We start from the raw sequence: 15,467 nt of genomic DNA on the forward strand, positions 1-15,467 counted from the left end.
CGGTTTACGACGCGACCGCGACAATTCGTCAGTGGGCCTGACCGTCGCGGCGGCAGTCGCCACTGCCAGATCGTGATGCCGCCGATCATAACAAAAACTTGCAACGTCTAACGGGCAAAACACGCGCGATGCATCCAGTATGGCTTCCGAGTTAGATCCTATTTCAACAGGGAGGCTATGATGTCCGCTATCGGGTCCATGCCGAACGGTAGCTCCGTTCGTGCTCAATTTGTCGCCAGCCTCGACGACCAGTCGCGTGATTGGGAACTCGTGCTGCGGGAGTCCCATCATCGCATGAAGAACACGCTGACGCTGCTCGGCGCGTCGGTCCGTCGCGACTTCACGCGGGCCGGCACCAGGGACGTGTCGCTTGCGGTGGATCGGTTCGAGCGGCGCATCGTCGCCTTCGGCAGGCTCTACCAACTCCTGTCTGACAATGACGACCATTCGGCGATCTCCGTTGCAGGCTTCTTCGAAAGCCTGTGCGCGGCGATTTCCGAGGCCGTGCTGGAGCCGTCGGGCATCCGCTGCGAAGCGGCCATCGAAGACGGCACGCTGCCGGCATGGCAATGCCATCGACTCGCATTGATGCTGACGGAGCTGGTGACGAATGCGGCAAAGCATGCCTTCCCGAACAGGAATGGTGCGCTGATCCGCATCGACATGGCCAAGCGTGACGGCGCCTGGTTCTGCACGGTGGCCGACAACGGGATCGGCGCGACCAAGCCGCTTCAGGGCACCGGCAGCCGGCTTCTCGAAGGACTCGCACGCGGCATTCGCGCGCAGCTGCACGGCGAGGCGGGAGAGGGCGGCACACGGGTGACCATCGTGATGCCGATCGAAGCCGCCTGAGGCTCGTTTCAAATCCAACTCAGGGAGTTCGACATGGCCACACTCGACATCGACCGTGATGCCGCGGTCAAATCTTCGGAGACGTCTGCAAGCAAGCCTTCGACGTCGCCTGGCGTTGATCTGAGGCTCGAGGTGGTCGTGATCCCCGTGTCCGACGTCGACCGCGCCAAGGCGTTCTACACCCGTCTCGGCTGGCGGCTCGACGCCGATTTTGCCTCGGACGACGACTGGCGTGTGATCCAGTTCACGCCGCCGGGCTCGGCCTGCTCGGTGATCTTCGGCAGCAACGTGACGGCGGCGGCGCCCGGGTCGGCGCGGGGCCTGTACCTGATCGTGTCCGATCTGGAGGCGGCCCGAAAGGATCTGCTCGACCGTGGCATCGAGGTCAGCGCTCCGTTCCACGGTGCCGGCGACGTTCATTCCGGATCGGACGAACCATATCTGTTCGGCCGCGCGCGAGTCGGCGGTGCTGACCCGAAGCGCGGCAGCTACAGCTCATTTGCCTCGTTCAGCGATCCCGACGGCAATGGCTGGCTGTTCCAGGAAGTCACCACGCGACTGCCGGGACGCATCGCGGGCGGCGGCACGACGTTCGCTTCGCAGGCCGAGCTGGCCGCGGCATTGCGCCGTGCGGCGGCGGCCCATGGCGAACACGAAAAGCGGACCGGCGGGCACGACGAGAACTGGGCCGATTGGTACGCCGACTACATCGTCCGTGAGCAGGCGGGCCAGCCTCTGCCATCCTGAGCTGGGCGGCACGAACGCTTCAACCGACGCAAGCCGACGCGGCGCGCGATGACCGAGGTCATCGCGCGCCGCGTTGCTTTTTGCCGCGGGGATTGCGCGATCGGCGATGTGCCCCGCCGGCTCGCAACGGCTAACGCAGTCTAACAATGCATAACGAGCCAATTGCAGTTGTCTGCGTCACTCTCTGCCCATGACGAGCCGACGCGTCGATTTCGAATTCGATCGGCGTCACCGATCAAGCAAGGGAGAGCCAACATGACCACGCAAGCACGAGCCGACATCCTCAACCCCGACCGCCGTCAATTGCTGACCCAGGCCGCGATGACGGCGGTTGCCGCCAGCGTATCGAGCCTGCTGCCGCTGCATCCGGCGAAGGCCGCTGCAAGCGGCGCCGTCCGCCCGTTCCACGTCAGCGTGCCGGAGGAGGATCTGCTCGATCTCCGTCGTCGCCTCGCAGCGACGCGCTGGCCGGATCGTGAGATCGTCGCCGATCAATCGCAGGGCGTGCAGCTGGCGACGGTGCAGCAGCTCGTGCGCCACTGGCAGAACGACTACGACTGGCGCAAGATCGAGGCGCGGCTGAATGCCTTGCCGCAATTCGTCACCGAGATCGACGGCGTCGACATCCACTTCATTCACGTCCGCTCTCGTCACGAGAACGCGCTGCCGATGATCGTCACGCATGGCTGGCCCGGCTCGATCATCGAGCAGATGAAGATCGTCGGCCCGCTCACCGATCCGACCGCGCACGGTGCAAAGGCGGCCGACGCCTTTGATCTCGTCATCCCCTCGCTGCCCGGCCACGGCTTCTCCGGCAAGCCAACGGCACTCGGCTGGGACCCCCAGCGCGTCGCGCGCGCCTGGATCGTGCTGATGAAGCGGCTCGGATACGGCCGCTACGTTGCGCAAGGCGGCGATTGGGGCAATGCCGTGACGGAGCAGATGGCGTTGATCGCGCCGCCGGAACTGCTCGGCATCCACACCAACATGCCTGCCACCGTTCCCGACGATATCGCCAAGGCGCTACAGCCCGGCGGGTCGCGGCCGGCTAATCTCTCGGCCGACGAACGCCATGCCTACGACCAGCTCGACGATTTCTACAAGCACGGACTGGGCTACGCGATCGAGATGTCGAACCGACCCCAGACACTCTATGGCCTCGTGGATTCGCCGGCAGGTCTCGCATCCTGGATGCTCGATCACGATGCGCGCAGCGCTGCCATGATCGCGCGGGTGTTCGACGGCAGGACAGAAGGGTTGTCGCGGGACGATGTGATCGACAACATCACGCTCTATTGGCTCACCAACACTGCAGTGTCGTCGGCGCGGCTCTACTGGGAGAACAAGCTGGTGTTCTTCGAGCCCAAGCACATCAAGATCCCGGTCGCCGTCAGCGTCTTCCCGGACGAGATCTACACCGCGCCCCGCAGCTGGACCGAGAAGGCCTATCCGAAGCTGATGCACTACAACCGAATCGACAAGGGTGGGCATTTCGCCGCCTGGGAGCAGCCCGCGCTGTTCGCTGCGGAAATGCGCACCGCGTTCCGCCCGCTGCGCCAGTCGATCTGAGAACGAGCAGGGACACGCAATCCCGCACGTCCCCGACCGCCCCGACATCAGGAGTTACAATCATGAACCGTCCCGAACGCAATTTCACGACCGGAGACATTCGTCTGGAACGCCGTCTGCCGTCCTACTGGCGCGTCACCTTCGACATGCCGCCGGTGAACATATTCGGCCCGAAGCATCTTCCGCTACTCGACGACATCGTCACGGCGGTCGAGACCGATCCGGAGGTGAAAGTCGTCGTTTTCGACAGCGCCGTCGCAGGCTTCTTCATCACGCATTACGACTTCCTCGCGCCGCTGGAGGATTCGCTTCGTATCCCGCCCGGACCGACCGGATTGCAGGCGCTGCCCGACGCGCTGGTTCGCCTCAGTCGCGCGCCGGTCGTTTCCATTGCGTCCATCCGGGGCCGCGCCACCGGCGTCGGCAGCGAGCTCGCGCTCGCCAGCGACATGCGCTTTGCCAGTCGCGAGAAGGCGATCCTGTCGCAATGGGAAGTTGGTGCGGGCCTGGTGCCCGGCGGCGGCCCGATGGCGCGGCTGCCGCGCCTGATGGGCCGCGGCCGCGCGCTCGAAGTGCTGCTCGGCGCCGACGACATCCACGGCGATCTCGCCGAGCGCTACGGCTATGTGAACCGGTCGTTGCCCGATGCCGAGCTCGACGGTTTCGTCGAGGCGCTCGCGATGCGCATCGCGTCGTTCGACAAGGACGCCATTGCCGAGACCAAGCGTCTCGTCGACGTCGCGAGCCTGCCGCCGGATGTCGAGATCAAGCCGGAATGGGACGCGTTCCTGGCCGCGCTCGGCCGCCCCGCGAGCCAGACCCGCATCAAGGCGTTGATGGCACGTGGCTTCCACCGCGCCGGCGACGTGGAGAATCGCCTGGGTTTCCACGTCGGCCAGATTGGGGCCTGACGGAACCGCCGCGGCGCTTGGCCGGTTGGAATGGCGACAGGCGGTCGTGCCAATGTCGCTTTCCTCCGGTACGGACGCCGGTGCTGAAAATCAACAAGGAGAATTGAGATGATCCGCAAGGCAACAGCAGTCTGGAAGGGGACCGGTCGCGACGGCACCGGTCAGCTATCGAGCGAATCCGGCGTGCTCGCCGCAACGCCTTATTCGTTCAAGACCCGCTTCGAGAACGAGAAGGGCACCAATCCCGAGGAGTTGATCGCGGCGGCCCATGCCGGCTGCTTCACCATGGCGCTGGCGTTCGGCCTTCAGCTCGCCGGCTTCACGCCGGACGAACTCTCGACGGAGGCCGCCGTCACGCTGGAGCCGGAAGGCAAGGGCTTCAAGATCAGCAAGTCCGCGCTGACCCTGCGCGCCAAGGTGCCGAACCTCGATGACGCAGGCTTCGCCAGGATCGCCGGCGAGGCCGAGAAGAACTGTCCGGTGTCGAAGGTTCTCAACGCCGCGATCACGCTCGATGCCAAATTGACCTAGGCAACACAGGGAGCGGCGCCATGCTTCGTCAAGATCCGTCCCGTCAACATCAGCCGGACGAAGACAGGTTTCGGGCGATACTGCCCGAGGATATCGCATGGCTGCCGTTCCCGGCGTTTCCATCCGGGGCGCGGCTGGCCGTGATCGTCGGTCATCCCAATGAACCCGGACCCTACGTGGTCCGGGTGAAGGTGCCCGGCGGTACCAAACTGATGCCACACAAGCATCCGGAGGACCGCGTCTACACGGTCATGTCGGGTGTGTTCTATATCGGACTCGGCGAGCGTTTCGACGGCGACGATGTCAAGGCCTACCCGCCCGGTAGCGTGATCGTGCTGCCCGGCGAAACCTGGCATTTCCATTGGGCGAAGTCCGGTGAATATGTCACACAGGTCTACGCCATCGGCCCATTGGGCCTCGAATATCACGACGACGATGATGACCCGCGCCTCCATGCAGTTGCCAGGTAGAGCGCCGGGGATATCGGCTGAACGAATGGAGGATCAAATGACGACAGAGCGCGCGGTTCTGGCCGGAGGATGCTTCTGGGGCATGCAGGATCTGATCCGCAAGCAGCCCGGTGTGATTTCGACTCGCGTCGGCTACACCGGCGGAGAGGTCAAGAACGCGACCTATCGCCATCACGAGGGCCACGCCGAGGCGATCGAGATCATCTTCGACCCGGCGAAGACGAGCTACCGAACGATGCTGGAGTTCTTCTTCCAGATCCACGATCCCACCACGCTCAACCGTCAGGGCAACGACTGGGGTACGAGCTATCGCTCGGCGATCTTCACGACGAGCGACGAGCAGAAGCGGATCGCGGAAGACACGATCGCCGATGTCGAGACCTCGCAACTGTGGCCTGGTAAAGTAGTGACCGAGGTCACGCCCGCCGGCGAGTTCTGGGAGGCCGAGCCTGAGCACCAGGATTATCTCGAGCGCTATCCGGACGGCTACACCTGTCACTTCATCCGGCCCGGCTGGAAGCTGCCGCGTCGGGCGGCGGCGGCGGGAGGCTAGATCGCACCGTTACAAATTGCCGGGGAGAGCCCGGCTGGGTCCGGCTTGCGAACCGCTCGCGACGGCGGCCATTTGTTGACGAGGAATGCAAGTGTGCCGGTTGAAGTCATCTCATTGCGCGGAAGAATCGCTCCCGACCGTCACCGGCTCGCGAGCCGAGAACGCCTCGCTGCTCAGCGCACCTCTGTCCGGCAATCGCAGATCACGTCCACGGCCTTCCGGGCAAGCTCCCTCAACTCGGCGCGGCGAGCGCCGGCGCGGGCGCGAATGGCGATGGTATGCATCGTGGCTGAGGCGAGGATTGCAAGCGCAGCGGGATCCGCATCACGCTTCAGTTCGCCCTTGTCCTGGGCAAGGCGGAAGCGGGCCTCGAAATCGGCATCGATCGCGCGGAGTCCCGCCGCTACGCTGTTCCGGATTGCTGCATCCTCTGCCACTTCGGTCACCGCGGTTCCCACCACGAAGCAGCCGCGCGCGGTTCCCTTGCCGGAAAAATAGATCGACAGCGCAGCGTCATAGGCCAGCATCAAGGCTTCGTCCAAGGGAAGGTCCCCGGCGAGGGCCTCACGCGTTGCGGCAAGGCTCATCTCCCAATAGCGCGCGAGCGCTTCGAGATAGAGCGCGTGCTTGTTGCCGAACACGGCGTAGAGGCTCGGTGGACTCATGCCGGTCGCGGCGGCGACCTTGTCCAGTGATGTGCCGGAATAGCCGGTCCGCCAGAACGTCTCCGTGGCCCGCTTGAGGGCCGTCTCTGCATCGTAGGCGGGCGGCCGTCCGCGGCGCGCCGGGCCCGTTTCGCTCTTCTTCCGTGCCATATCGCCAAAATCCTGGTTGCGATGTTTCACACATATATTTGTATGGATCGTTATAAAAATCAATGGCCGCGCACCTTGATCGGCGCACCGGAGTACAATATTTGTAACGATCGTTAGTGAAAAGGATAAGACGAGGGCCTTACGATGCGCTTGAATTTTGCGCCAATCGCCGGCTGGTTGGGCGATCGCAGGAGCTTCCGCGGGAGCGAGGCTGCTGCGCCATTGTTCGGAGCGGACCTTGGCAGGCGGCTGCGCCGGCCCCTGATGCTCGCGCTGCCGACTGCGGCCGCCGTGTTCGGCGCCGTCATGTATCTGGCGCAGGAACAATATGTCTCGACCGACGACGCGTTCCTGCGTTCTGCCAAGGTGACCATCAACGCGCGGGTGTCAGGCCAGGCGGTCGAGATCGCCGTGCGCGATAACGAGCGCGTGCGACGGGGCCAGGTCCTGTTTAGAATCGACCCGGAGCCCTATCAGATTGCAGTCGATCAGGCCGAGGCGCGGCTCGGCAGTGCGCGGCTCCAGATCGCCTCCCTCAAGGCGACCTACCGCCAGCAGCAGGCGGAACTGCAATCGGCGAAGGAATCGGCTTCCTTCGACGAACGTGAGTTCGATCGCAAGAAGATGCTGGTCGCCTCCGACTTTACGCCGCGCGCGGTCTATGAACGGGCCGAGACCGATCTCAAGGTCGCCCGCCATCGCATGGCATCGATCGAGCAGCAGATCGCCAACACGGTCGTCGCGCTTAACGGCGATCCCGATATCGATGCCGATCGTCATCCGACAGTTCGCGCGGCAAGAGCCCAGCTTGACCGTGCGCGGCTCGATCTCTCCTACGCCACGGTGATTGCGCCCGACGACGGTATCGTGACGAAGGTCGACGACTTGCAGATCGGCGGCTTCGTCAACGCGGGGGCGCCGACGTTCTCGCTGATGTCTAGCCGGAACATCTGGATCGAGGCGAATTTTCGCGAGACCGGCTTGACCCACATGCGTCCGGGCCAGGAGGCGACGATCGACGTCGACGCCTATCCGGATCGCAAGTTCAGGGCGCATATCGTCAGTATGAGCCCCGGCACCGGCTCGGACTTCTCGATCCTGCCGCCCGAGAATGCGACCGGAAACTGGGTCAAGGTCGTCCAGCGGCTGCCGGTGCGCCTCGAGCTCGACGATCTCGATCCGACGCGGCCGCTGTTCTCGGGCATCAGCGTGACGGCGCGGGTCGACACCGGCCATCGCCGAAGCTGGCCGCATTTGCTCCAAGGCGCGCTTGCGACGGAGGTCAAATGAGTACGCCCCTCCCATCGACCGCGGCGACCGGCGGTCACCACGCGATCTCCGCGGCGGCGCTCATGGCGACCTACATGCAGGCCGTCAACATCTCGATACCGAACGCGGCGTTGCCGCATATTCAGGCGACGCTCTCGATGGCGAACGACGAGGTCGGCTGGGTGTTCTCCTCGTATATCGCGGCAAGTGCCGTGACCATGTCGGTCACGCAGTGGCTCGCGGGGCGCTATGGCCGCAAGGCGGTCTATCAGGCTGCCCTCGCCATCTTCACGCTCGGTCTTGTCCTCGACACGCTGGTAACGACGTCGATCCAGTTCGTGCTGGCGCGGATCCTCCAGGGCGCGGCGAGCGGGCCGCTCGCGACGCTCTCCTTGGCGATCCTGCTCGAGGTGACGCCACCGGCGCGGCACGCGCGGATGGGCCTGGTGTCCACCGTCTGCTCCCTGCTCGGCATCAGCACCGGCCCCGCCATTGGCGGCTGGCTCAGTGAATATTACGGCTGGCCGTCGATCTTCCATTTCAGCCTGCCGATGACGGCCTTCATCTTCCTGACGATGGCCTTGCTGCTGAGCGAGAAGCGGGTCGAACGAAGCCAGCCCTTCGACTTCTTTGGCCTCACGACCTTCTCCGTCGGCATGATCGGACTACAGATGCTGCTGGACCGCGGCGAGCGCCTCGAATGGTTCGCATCGACGGAGATATGGGGCGAAGCGATCGCCTCGGTGCTGGGTTTCTATCTCTTCATCGTGCACGTTCTGACGAAGAAGGAACATTTTCTCCGCACGGCGCTATTCAGGGATCGCAATCTCGTCCTCTCGACGGTGATCTCCTTCGCGCTTGGCTTCGTCCTGCTGCCGACATTGGCGTTGACGTCCCCGATGCTGGAGGAGTTGCTCAATTACCCCGTCGACACCACCGGCTACATGACCATTCCGCGCGGCGTGGCGCTGATGGGCGCGCTGGTGCTGACGAGCCTGGTTCCGGGACAGGTCGACTACAGGCCGTTCCTCATGGGTGGAATGACGTTGGTGATCTATGCCAATTGGCTGATGCTCGGCTACTCGCCCGCGATGGATTGGCGGCCGGTCGTCGAAGCCGGTTTCCTCCAGGGCGCAGGTCTCGGCATGTTGTTGCCGGCGCTCGCGAGGGCTGCGTTCGGCACGCTCGATCCGAAGCTCCGGCCGGAGGGCAGCGCGATGATCAACCTGTCGCGCCTCTATGGCAGCACCATCGGCATCGCGGTGGTCCAGCTCTTCTTCTATGCCAACACCCAGGCCGTGCACATAGCGCTTGCCAAACACCTCACGCCTTTCCGTGTCGCGGCGAACGTTGCGGGCCCGATCGGGAAGCCGGCCCTTGTCGCGCTCAACGGAATGGTCACGCGTCAGGCGGCAACGGTCGCGGTCATCGATCAGTTCGAGATCCTGATGTTCGCCATGCTCGTCGTGATCCCGCTCGTATTCTTTCTCCGTAAGCCGCGTCCCGCCGGTTAACGCCGGGGAGTCGTGAATGACATCGCATCGGCAATTTCGATCACTTCGTGCCCCGCTGGTGCCGGGGACGCAGACAAGCAAAGGAGCCTACCATGACGATCTCCGATTCACTTCGCTACACAAAGATTCCCACACGTGGGTCCGGCACGATTCCCGCGGTGGGATTTGGCACGCTCATTCCGGATCCGCTCGTGACCAGGCAGGCCACCAGGGCCGCATTGGAGGCCGGATTTCGACATCTCGATTGTGCCGAGCGCTATCGCAACGAAGCGGCCGTCGGCGATGCGATACAGGACGCGTTCAGGGCGGGCACGCTTCGGCGCCAGGACCTGTTCGTGACGACGAAGCTATGGAACACCAATCATCGGCCGGAGCGGATCAAGCCTGCCTTCGACGCCAGCCGCCGGCGGCTGAAACTCGACGATATCGACTGCTACATCATCCATACGCCCTTCGCCTTTCAGCCCGGTGACGAGCAGGATCCGAGGGACGCGAGCGGCCGCGTCATCTATGATTCAGGCGTAACGTTGGCGGAGACATGGCACGCGCTGGAGCGCCTCGTCGACGAGGGGCACTGCAAGTCGATCGGCCTGTCGGACATTACCCTGGAGAAGCTGCGCGAGATCGTTGCCGTCGCGCGGATCAGGCCGGCCATGGTGCAGGTCGAATCGCATCCGTATCTCCCCGAATGGGAGCTGCTCGAGTTCTGCCGCGAGCATGGAATTGTCCTGCAGGCGTTTGCGGCGCTGGGACACGCCATGGAGCCAAACCTTTTGGCCGACCCGGTGATCACCGCCATCGCGGAGCGCATGCACAAGACGCCGGCCCAGGTTGCCCTGGCATGGGCTGTCCAGCGCGGCACGGCTTTCCTGACGACCTCGACCAATCCCAGGCGCATCCAGGAGAATTTCGATATCTCGACGTTGCCTGAAGACGCTATGCGCCAGATGCGGGACAGGATCACGACGAATGTCCGGTTCAACGCGGTGGTCGAGACCGGCGTGCCCGGATTTATTCCCCGGGCTACTTGAATTGAGCCGAGCAACCGCGACCCCGCGCTCGGGGTCGCTATTCCGGCCCTGGCACCGGAAAGTTTCACGACTTTCCTCCATTTCCCGGTTTCATCTGCGATGAGCTTGCCGAAGTCGCCCGGCGATCCCGCAAGAATCGTTCCGCCCATGTTCGTGGCCTGAGTCCTCAGATCCGGCTGCGCCATCGCGGCATTGATCTCCCGATTGTCGGTCGCGCCGGATAGTCCAGCGTTCGGGCGATGCGGGGCAGGATTGGAAGGATGGTCGCAGCGGCGGCAAAGTGAAGAAATCTCCGTCGTGGCTGTCTCGTGACGCGCCCAGATAATCGTCGCCGGCGGCAGAAACTGTGACTGTTTTTTCGGAGGGATCGGAAGGGACTGATGGACCTTACCCATGGCGAGATCGCCTTTCGCGTCGCTTCACATCAACCGTGAGATGTGCCATTTCAACTCAAGCTTGCGTGAGGCCGCGAATATGGTCGCAAGCGAGAGCTTCGCGCCGGTTGGTTGCTGGCCCGAACGACGGTCTGCTATCCTGGGCGGTCTGGATTTGGGCCGAGAGAAACGGATCGGCCTCGCGCGCACTGAATAAGAACACGGGGCCGATGAAGACGCCGGTGGTGCTACGCAACGAGATACTGTCGTTCGGCCCGTTTCGCGTCACAGCAAGCGAAAGGTTGCTGACGAAGGACGGCGTCGCTGTGGAGCTTGGTGCCCGGGCGTTCGATATTTTGATCGCGCTGCTGTCGCGCCCGGCCGAAATCATCAGCAAGCACGATCTGATAGCGCGAGTCTGGCCGGGCGTCACCGTCGAAGAGGTCAGCCTGCGATTTCACGTCGCCAGCCTGCGCAAGGCTCTCGGTGACGGCAAGGACGGTGTCCGCTACATCACGACGTCGGCGGGACTGGGCTATGGCTTCGTCGCGCCGGTGTTGCGATCGGTCGAGCAGACGCCCCTGCTCAAAGCGTCCGAGCCCGGCTTTCAGCATGCCAACCTGCCGGTCCGCCTGTCTCGGATGATTGATCGGGAGGAGGACCTTGAAAGCCTTTCGGTGTTGGTCGACCGGGAGCGCTTCGTCACCATCGTTGGCTCCGGCGGTGTCGGCAAGACGACCGTCGCGGTCGTGGTCGGGCATCAGTTGATTGATCGCTTCACCGGCGCGGTACTCTTCGTCGATCTCAGCATGCTCAACGATTCCGATCTGGTGGCAACGGTCATCGCTTCGCTGCTTGGACTGTCCGTGCAGTCCCATGACGCAACGTCCAGCCTGGTCGCATATCTGCGCGACAAGCGGATCCTGCTGATACTCGACACCTGCGAGCATCTGATCGAAGCCGTGGCCGTACTTGCTTCACTGATCTTCGCATCCGCGCCGCAGATCCACATCCTGGCAACCAGCCGCGAGACGCTTCAGGCCCAGGGCGAACACGTTTACCGGCTCGAGCCGCTCGCGTGTCCACCAGACGGCGAACTCTCTGCGGAGGTCGTCAAGACTTTTCCGGCTACGCAATTGTTCCTCGATCGCGCGCTGGCGAGCGGCGCGCAGCTCGATTTCAGCGATGCGGAAGCGGCGACCGTCGCTGAGATGTGCCGCAAGCTCGACGGCGTCGCTCTGGCGATCGAGCTCACGGCACGGCGTATCGAGGCCTATGGCGTGCATCAGACGGCGGCACTGCTCGATCAGCGCCTGACGCTCTCATGGAGCGGGTTGCGCGGTGCACCGGCGCGGCAGAAGACCCTCCAGGCGACGTTGGATTGGAGCTATAGATTACTGTCCGAAGTCGAGCGGGTCGTGCTGCGTAGACTCGCCGTTTTTGTCGGAAGCTTCACGATCGACGCGGCACTTTGGGTTGCCACGACCGCGACCGTAGATCGTTCGCTTGTTCTTGGTGCCATCGACGGGCTGGTCGCGAAGTCCATGATCGCGGTTCGCCCTGCCGGAACGCTGATGCGGTATCAGCTTCTGGACACGACGCGGGCCTATGCCCGGCAGAATAACCTCGAAGCTGCCGATTTCGCCGATCTTCACTCTCGCCACGCCAACTACTACCGGCAATGGCTGGAGACGACAGGGCTCAAATGGCCGATCCTTGCTACGGCCGCGGAGCGCGCGCCCCACTTCATTGCGCTCAACAACGTTCGTGCGGGCCTGGAATGGTGTTTTGGCGCCGGCGGCGATGCTGATCTTGGCGTGAGGCTTGCGGCCGCTGCCGCGCCGGTGTTCTGGGCAATGTCGCTGCTTCCCGAATGCCATCGTTGGTCGCTCCGTGCCATCCAGGCCCTTGACGAAACGAGCAGAGGCAGCCGCGAGGAAATGCATCTTCAGGCGGGCCTTGCGACCTCGTTCATGAACGTCAACGGGAAAACCGACGACGCGAAAGAGGCCTTTCATAGGAGCCTCGCTATCGCCGAGGAACTCGGCGATAGCCTTGCGCAAATGGGACTGCTTGGAATATTGCACGTGCTTCACGTGCGCGGCGGAGATTTCAAGACCGCATTTCAATATGCGCAGCAGGCGTCCGTCGTCGCCGCCGGGATCGACGACGCGACGGCAAAGGCGTTTGCCCACAGTTTGCTGGGGAGAGCATTTCTCTTCGAGGGCGATGTCGCCAATGCACGTCTCGAGTTGGAGGCGGCGGTGAGGCATCAGCCAAATCCTGAACAAATCAGTCCGATCTATCTGGCGGCCGATCGGCACTACCGGCCGGGCATTCAGCTCGCGAGAACGCTTTGGTTGCAGGGCTATCCGGCCCAGTCGGTGGAGCGGGTGCACAATACGCTCAAGGAGGTGACCGATCATCCGGTCGCACTGACAGGCGCCTTGACGTTTGCAATCGGGGTATTCTTCTGGACCGGCGACCTCGCGAGTGCCGAAGCGCATATCGACTGGTTCCTGGCCCATGCCGAAGCTCATTCGCTCGGCCCCAATGCTGCGGTTGGACGGGGCTTGCGAGCACAATTGGCCATTTACCAGGGTGATGCAGAAACGGGGGTCGAAACGTTGCGTGGCTCCATGGCGAGAGTCCACGCCGCCCGTCACGGCCTCCTGGTCACGGAGTTCAACATTTCGCTGGCCCGCGGCCTGATGGCCATCGGTCAGTTCACGGAAGCGATGACGTTGATCCAGCAGGCGATCGATCGGGTCGACGCCGCCGGCGACACGTTTTCCAAGCCGGAGCTGTTGCGATTGAGCGGGCGCGTGCATCTTTCGAAGCCGGAGGCCGATGCTGCTGCGGCGGAATCCTGCCTGCTGCAATCACTTGAGTTGAGCCGGCGCCAGGGCACCTTGGCGTGGGAGCTGCGGACCGCCATTGACCTCGCCGAATTGTTCGCCAACCAAGGGCAACCGCAGCGTGGCCGAATGCTTCTTGAACCCGTGTTCCTGCGCTTCACCGAGGGGTTCGAGACAGCCGATCTCGCGGCCGCCGAGCGGCTGCTGGCGGGGTTGCGCTGACGCGGCGTCAGGCTCGCATCTGTGCGATCAGGCCGCGGGCAGCGCGCATGTCGGCGATGTCTGCGCCTTCGGCAAACGCCGCGCAGACATTGTCGAGGACCGCGAGAGCCTCTGCATTCTGGCCAGTCGCCATCATGTAGCGCGCGAGGCTAATCGCACAGCGCAGCTCCCAGAATCTTGCGCCCTGCCGGACGGAAATGTCCATGGCCTCTCGAAAGCGCGCCTCGGCATCCCCGGAATGCCGCGCGCTCCTGAGCATCAACTCACCCTTGATGCGGATCAGCTCCGGCAGATACCAGAGCTCCTGACGGTCGTTGCAGCGGGTCAGGCCGTCCTCGATCACGTCGAGGCCGCGGTCGACCTGGTCGGTCTCCAGAAAGCACGCCGCGAGCTCGCCGAGCAAAGGAAGAAAGCGCGGCAGGAAGCGCGCATCGCCGGCACGATTGAGCTCCTCGCGCAGCAGGGGCAGGCCGGTCGCGACGTCGCCGCGCTTTACGATGACCGCGGCGTTGAAGGCCCGCGCCCACAAGCCCCATAGCCGGATGGCGTGGCGCTCGGTGTGTTCGAGCAGCTCGGTGCCGTGGCGCTCGGCGGCATCGAAATCGCCGGACCAGAAGGCGATCGGGCAGGTGGCTTGGCCCAATACACTGCAGAAGGTCAGGGCATGGCCATTGGCGCGACCTTCCTCGATGTTCCTGGCGGCGAGCGCCTGGGCCTGATCGGCGAAGCCCTGAAGCCACAGGATGCGGGCGCGGAAATATTGCGTGGATAATCGCAGGTCGAGCGGAAAGATCTTCGGTTTCTCCGCCAGCACATGCAGCGACGCATTAACCCGGTCGATGCGCAGCCGTGCCTCGTTCTGGTCCCCGAGATAATGCAGCGCGACGGCCATCAACCGGTCGCCCAGCATGGGATCGGTCTTGTCGGGCGAGTTCGCCGCTGCATTCGCGAAGCGATCGGCGAGCGCGCGGGCCTTGCCGAACTGTCCGTTGTTGAACTGGTCGATGCACAGGCCCCAGAGCGCGCGCAGCCGGAAATCCTTGTCGTCGAGCCTGTCAGCCAGCTCGAGGGTCGTCTCGAGGATCGGCCGCGCCTCGCGCGCGCGGCCCTCGCCATACATCAGCGACCAGCCGAGCGCCGACAGCAGCTGCATGCGGATACGGTCGTGGTCGCCGTTGTCGCCGAGCGCGGCGAGCGCCGTTCTGGTGCGCTCGCGACATTCGGCGAACAGCGAAAGGCGCACCCACAGCGTGACCGCGGCCGCCGTCAGCGCGATGCCGAGCGTCGCATCGCCCTCGGATCCGAAGGCCCAGTTCAACGCCGCGCGTGCATTGTCCAGCTCGGCGCCATAGATGCTCAGCCATTCCGGGAGCGGCGTCGACGTGTCGGCCTCCGCGCGCGCGAAAAAATCGCGAAAATGCTCGGCGTGGCGGCGCGCGAACTGACTGGTTTCGCCGAGTTCGCTGAGCTTCCCGTGCGCATAGGTGCGCGTGGTGTCGAGCAGACGATAGCGCAGCGTCCGTACGCCGGACGGCGAGATCAGCGACTTGGTGACGAGGCTGTCGATCGCTTCGAGAGTCTCGGATGCGTTGAAGCCGTCACCGGAGGCGACCGCGGCAGCCGCCTCCGGCGCGAAAGGCCCGGCGAAGACCGACAGGCGTCTCAAGGTGGCGCTCTCCGCGGCAGGCAGCAGATCGTAGCTCCAGTCGAGGGCCGCGGCGAGGGTCTGGTGCCGCGGCACGGCGGTGGCC

At 64.0% G+C, this 15,467-nt stretch carries 12 protein-coding genes and 1 pseudogene; 11 read left to right on the forward strand and 2 right to left on the reverse strand.

Annotated features, from left to right (window positions below):
- Positions 1–180: 180 nt before the first annotated feature.
- The 7 genes from NR187_RS07570 (at position 181) to msrA (ending at position 5,633) form a co-directional block, all read left to right on the forward strand.
- Positions 181–852, forward strand: coding sequence for a sensor histidine kinase (locus NR187_RS07570; protein WP_211384776.1), 672 nt, complete (start codon positions 181–183; stop codon positions 850–852).
- A 33-nt stretch (positions 853–885) separates the two neighbouring features.
- The gene (locus NR187_RS07575) at positions 886–1,599 is read left to right on the forward strand and encodes a VOC family protein (protein WP_211384777.1); all 714 of its coding nucleotides are present in this window, start codon (positions 886–888) and stop codon (positions 1,597–1,599) included.
- 255 nt (positions 1,600–1,854) lie between these two features.
- Positions 1,855–3,168 (forward strand): epoxide hydrolase family protein, encoded by a 1,314-nt coding sequence (locus NR187_RS07580; RefSeq protein ID WP_256806173.1) that lies wholly within the window; start codon positions 1,855–1,857, stop codon positions 3,166–3,168.
- A 62-nt stretch (positions 3,169–3,230) separates the two neighbouring features.
- Positions 3,231–4,079, forward strand: coding sequence for an enoyl-CoA hydratase/isomerase family protein (locus tag NR187_RS07585; protein WP_256806174.1), 849 nt, complete (start codon positions 3,231–3,233; stop codon positions 4,077–4,079).
- Positions 4,080–4,187: 108 nt separating this feature from the next.
- Complete coding sequence (locus tag NR187_RS07590) at positions 4,188–4,610, forward strand: OsmC family protein (protein WP_007601290.1); 423 nt, start codon at positions 4,188–4,190, stop codon at positions 4,608–4,610.
- 20 nt (positions 4,611–4,630) lie between these two features.
- Complete coding sequence (locus NR187_RS07595) at positions 4,631–5,080, forward strand: cupin domain-containing protein (protein ID WP_256806175.1); 450 nt, start codon at positions 4,631–4,633, stop codon at positions 5,078–5,080.
- Between the two features lie 37 nt (positions 5,081–5,117).
- On the forward strand, positions 5,118–5,633 hold the full coding sequence (msrA, locus tag NR187_RS07600) for a peptide-methionine (S)-S-oxide reductase MsrA (RefSeq protein ID WP_211384781.1): 516 nt from the start codon (positions 5,118–5,120) through the stop codon (positions 5,631–5,633).
- A gap of 173 nt (positions 5,634–5,806) precedes the next feature.
- Here the strand turns inward: msrA and NR187_RS07605 are convergent, their stop codons facing one another.
- Positions 5,807–6,511 carry a TetR/AcrR family transcriptional regulator gene (locus tag NR187_RS07605; protein WP_256806176.1) on the reverse strand — a complete coding sequence of 235 codons (705 nt, stop codon included), beginning with the start codon at positions 6,509–6,511 and terminating at the stop codon, positions 5,807–5,809.
- A gap of 81 nt (positions 6,512–6,592) precedes the next feature.
- Between NR187_RS07605 and NR187_RS07610 the strand changes: the two genes are divergently transcribed.
- The 4 genes from NR187_RS07610 to NR187_RS07625 all read left to right on the forward strand — a co-directional run bounded on the left by NR187_RS07610 (position 6,593) and on the right by NR187_RS07625 (position 13,716).
- On the forward strand, positions 6,593–7,738 hold the full coding sequence (locus NR187_RS07610; RefSeq protein WP_256806177.1) for an HlyD family secretion protein: 1,146 nt from the start codon (positions 6,593–6,595) through the stop codon (positions 7,736–7,738).
- Positions 7,735–9,231, forward strand: coding sequence for an MDR family MFS transporter (locus NR187_RS07615; protein WP_256806178.1), 1,497 nt, complete (start codon positions 7,735–7,737; stop codon positions 9,229–9,231). Before NR187_RS07610 ends, NR187_RS07615 begins: the two co-directional genes overlap by 4 nt.
- 92 nt (positions 9,232–9,323) lie before the next feature.
- Positions 9,324–10,262, forward strand: coding sequence for an aldo/keto reductase (locus NR187_RS07620; RefSeq protein ID WP_256806179.1), 939 nt, complete (start codon positions 9,324–9,326; stop codon positions 10,260–10,262).
- Between the two features lie 604 nt (positions 10,263–10,866).
- The gene (locus tag NR187_RS07625; protein ID WP_256806180.1) at positions 10,867–13,716 is read left to right on the forward strand and encodes a winged helix-turn-helix domain-containing protein; all 2,850 of its coding nucleotides are present in this window, start codon (positions 10,867–10,869) and stop codon (positions 13,714–13,716) included.
- A gap of 7 nt (positions 13,717–13,723) precedes the next feature.
- Here NR187_RS07625 and NR187_RS07630 read toward each other — a convergent pair.
- Positions 13,724–15,467 (reverse strand): annotated as a pseudogene (locus NR187_RS07630) (ATPase); the annotation flags it as partial.

This window comes from Bradyrhizobium sp. Bra64 (assembly GCF_024519875.1).
GTDB lineage: Bacteria > Pseudomonadota > Alphaproteobacteria > Rhizobiales > Xanthobacteraceae > Bradyrhizobium > Bradyrhizobium japonicum_G.

Coding starts and splice junctions, on each gene's coding strand:
- msrA (WP_211384781.1), top strand. CDS start 5,118: ATGACGACAGAGCGCGCGGTTCTGGCCGGAGGATGCTTCTGGGGCATG.
- NR187_RS07625 (WP_256806180.1), top strand. CDS start 10,867: ATGAAGACGCCGGTGGTGCTACGCAACGAGATACTGTCGTTCGGCCCG.
- NR187_RS07575 (WP_211384777.1), top strand. CDS start 886: ATGGCCACACTCGACATCGACCGTGATGCCGCGGTCAAATCTTCGGAG.
- NR187_RS07610 (WP_256806177.1), top strand. CDS start 6,593: ATGCGCTTGAATTTTGCGCCAATCGCCGGCTGGTTGGGCGATCGCAGG.
- NR187_RS07595 (WP_256806175.1), top strand. CDS start 4,631: ATGCTTCGTCAAGATCCGTCCCGTCAACATCAGCCGGACGAAGACAGG.
- NR187_RS07580 (WP_256806173.1), top strand. CDS start 1,855: ATGACCACGCAAGCACGAGCCGACATCCTCAACCCCGACCGCCGTCAA.
- NR187_RS07570 (WP_211384776.1), top strand. CDS start 181: ATGTCCGCTATCGGGTCCATGCCGAACGGTAGCTCCGTTCGTGCTCAA.
- NR187_RS07615 (WP_256806178.1), top strand. CDS start 7,735: ATGAGTACGCCCCTCCCATCGACCGCGGCGACCGGCGGTCACCACGCG.
- NR187_RS07620 (WP_256806179.1), top strand. CDS start 9,324: ATGACGATCTCCGATTCACTTCGCTACACAAAGATTCCCACACGTGGG.
- NR187_RS07590 (WP_007601290.1), top strand. CDS start 4,188: ATGATCCGCAAGGCAACAGCAGTCTGGAAGGGGACCGGTCGCGACGGC.
- NR187_RS07585 (WP_256806174.1), top strand. CDS start 3,231: ATGAACCGTCCCGAACGCAATTTCACGACCGGAGACATTCGTCTGGAA.